Source organism: Methanobrevibacter sp. (genome assembly GCF_045116495.1).
GTDB lineage: Archaea > Methanobacteriota > Methanobacteria > Methanobacteriales > Methanobacteriaceae > Methanocatella.
The window spans coordinates 1-2,914 of the sequence record NZ_JBGULU010000068.1 but is presented as its reverse complement, the minus strand read 5'-3'; the positions used below and the strand labels follow the sequence as shown (position 1 = coordinate 2,914).

3 protein-coding genes are annotated in these 2,914 nt (G+C 31.7%); all 3 read left to right on the top strand.

Annotation, left to right across the window (positions count from 1 at the left end):
* Window positions 1-278: 278 nt before the first annotated feature.
* The 3 genes from ACJMLH_RS03215 to ACJMLH_RS03205 all read left to right on the top strand — a co-directional run bounded on the left by ACJMLH_RS03215 (window position 279) and on the right by ACJMLH_RS03205 (window position 2,838).
* A complete protein-coding gene (locus tag ACJMLH_RS03215; protein WP_405274665.1) occupies window positions 279-1,298 on the top strand; it encodes a transcription initiation factor IIB in 1,020 nt (339 codons plus the stop codon).
* 468 nt (window positions 1,299-1,766) lie between these two features.
* Complete coding sequence (locus tag ACJMLH_RS03210) at window positions 1,767-2,339, top strand: transglutaminase family protein (RefSeq protein WP_296884084.1); 573 nt, start codon at window positions 1,767-1,769, stop codon at window positions 2,337-2,339.
* A 352-nt stretch (window positions 2,340-2,691) separates the two neighbouring features.
* Window positions 2,692-2,838, top strand: coding sequence for a hypothetical protein (locus ACJMLH_RS03205; RefSeq protein ID WP_292606348.1), 147 nt, complete (start codon window positions 2,692-2,694; stop codon window positions 2,836-2,838).
* Window positions 2,839-2,914: the final 76 nt, after the last annotated feature.

Below are 2,914 nucleotides of genomic sequence, written 5' to 3'. Positions count from 1 at the left end.
TTCGATCCCAGTAGTGAAGTCCTTTTGTGTTTTGTTTGTGTACTATGGTTTTCTATGGGAATTTCATTTCGCTGCAAGCTCATTATAATTATAATTATATTCAATCGTAACCATGACTTTATACAAATTCAGTTTTAATACTTATCAACATCACAAAATATTTACACCAGGAGGTATTAAGAATGGATATTGGAAATTTAATTAATATTGGGGATTTTACATTCTAATAAATTATTTAGATTTATTTTTGTAAATGGTTGTTGAACTTTTTGTATTTGATGTTTTATCCGAAGGAGGATGATATTATTACATCTAACCCATATAAAATTTCTAGAAAAGAAGAAATTAGACGTAGAAGAGAACGTAAGCAAAAAAACACACAAAGAGTAGAAGAACCAACATATTGTCCTGAATGTAAATCTACTGATTTAGTTCATGATTCTCAAAAAGCGGAACTTTCCTGCAGACGTTGCGGTCATGTTATTGAAGAAGGTATCATGGACATGGGTCCTGAATACAGGGCTTTTGATAATGAACAAAGACTAAAACGCACTCGTACAGGAGCTCCAATGTCTTTCGCCATTTCTGATAAAGGTTTATCCACTGTTATGGGTAAAAGTAACAGTGATGTTAACGGTAACCGCATTCCTGAAAGAAACAAGGATCAGTACCGCAGAATTAGGGCAATAAATTCAAGACTCAGAATTTCTTGCACTGGTGAGAGGAACTTAGCAATTGCCTTAAGTGAACTTCACAGAGTATGCTCTAAATTAGGCCTTCCAAAAGTTGTTAGGGAAGATGCAGCAATTATTTACAGATCTGCTGCAAAAAACAACCTTGTTCGCGGTAGAAGTATCGAAGGCATGGTGGCCGCTGCCGTTTACACTGCAGCAAGACGTTGCGAATTACCTCGTACTTTAGACGAAGTTTCCGATGCAACTAATGTTTCCAAAAAGAAAATCAGTCGAAATTACAGATTTTTAGCAAGAGAATTAAAAATCAAATTAAGAGCACCATCTCCTGCAGATTATGTTCCACGTTTTGCTTCTCTTTTAGGTGCATCCGGTGAAGTCGAATCTATGGCCATCGATATTGTACACAAATCTAAAGAGCAAGGTTTACTTAACGGCCCAGAACCAACTGGTGTAGCAGCTGCAACTTTATACATCGCATCTGTATTACTTGGCGAAAAAATTACTCAAAGACAAGTGGCAGAAACTGCAAATGTTTCTGAAGTAACTATTAGAAACAGATACAAAGATTTAACAGAAAAACTTAATCTTTCTGCTTCTTTATAGTTCGAAATGATTAAATAAGTATTCACTACTTTTTAATCATTATTTTTTTATTTTTATATTTGGAATGTTGGCTGTAGTTTAATTTTGCAGTATTCTGACATCATCACGGAAAATTGTCTTTTTTTAGTAGGTTAATTTAATTTCACTTTGTATTTCATTCTTTTTTTAATATTCATTTTGGAAAATAGTTAAATATTATTTTTTATATATTATTATTGTCGTATCATTTTTTGACCAATGCCTACGGTCCTTTTATGAGGAAAGTTTTAGCTGTCGATGATTAGAAGAAACCCAGCATTGGATAGGCTGCCCGTTTCGAGGGTTGCTCGAGGAGCGAAGGGTATTCTAGCAATGATTCAAGAGAGTTAGTATACGGGCAAAATCCATTTTATGAAGTTTTTTAGGATTATAAAACAATATTATTATTTTATTTTATATTTAACTAATTTTAATGGTGTGGGTAATTAAATGGAAGATTATTTAATAGAAACTCCAAGCATTGATTATATGAATTTTCATATCCAAGAAAGGGTTCGGGAATTAAAGAATCAATCAGAGGATAATTTGGATTATATCAAAAGGAGTTACATCTTTGTTAGGGATGAAATTCTTCACTCGTGGGATATTGAAACAAATATAGTTTCAAGAACTGCCAGTGATGTGCTTAAAAATAAAACTGGAATCTGCTGGACAAAATCATGTCTTCTTGCAGCACTTTTAAGAGCAGATGGAATTCCGTCAGGCATCAGTTATCAGCTTCTTACAAGAGCAGATGATGCAAGTGAAGGTTATATGATTCATGCTTTAAATACGGTGTATATAAAAGATTTAAATAAATGGATCAGACTTGATGCTCGAGGAAATAAGGAAAATATTAATTCATACTTCAGTTTGGATGAGGAACACTTGGCTTATAAAATCCGAAGTGAACTGGGTGAAATTGACTATCATGATAATCATGCAGATTTGGATGAGAGATTGGTTAATATTCTGATGCAAAGTGAGAGTATACAGGAAATTACAACAGACTTTGAGTTTTAGTAAAATTCACATCAATAAAGTTAATATTAAGCAAAAAAATAGATTTTTTTAAAATTGAATAAGGATAAATTTGTTAAACAAATTTTGACACATCCTCATTCAATATGCATATCTATTGGTTGACATTGCGCCGCCAAAACATCCTAAGATGTTATATGGTATTATGAACGTCAAACTATATAAAAGTTTCATTCATTACTAATTTCCAAATTAAGGCAATATTCTATTCTAAAAACAATTTTATATTCTAAAAACAATCTTTATTTTTAAAAATAAGAAATTATAAATAATTTTAAAACAAAATATTCAATTCTAAAACACTAATACAATAATGCATATTAATGGTGTTTTTATGAACTGGAAAGAGAATTCAATTAAAAACACTCCAATCAAATTTGGAGGAATAGACATTCTTGCTGTTGAAAATATGGTGCTTGCTATCTCTTATTTATTCCTAGCAAGTTACTATGTATTGTTGGCCATTAACTTGTTAATGTAAAACAATCTATGATGTCGAATTGGAAGCCTAGTTGGATTTCATCCGAAATTTTCTAATTTGATAAACTGACAATTTA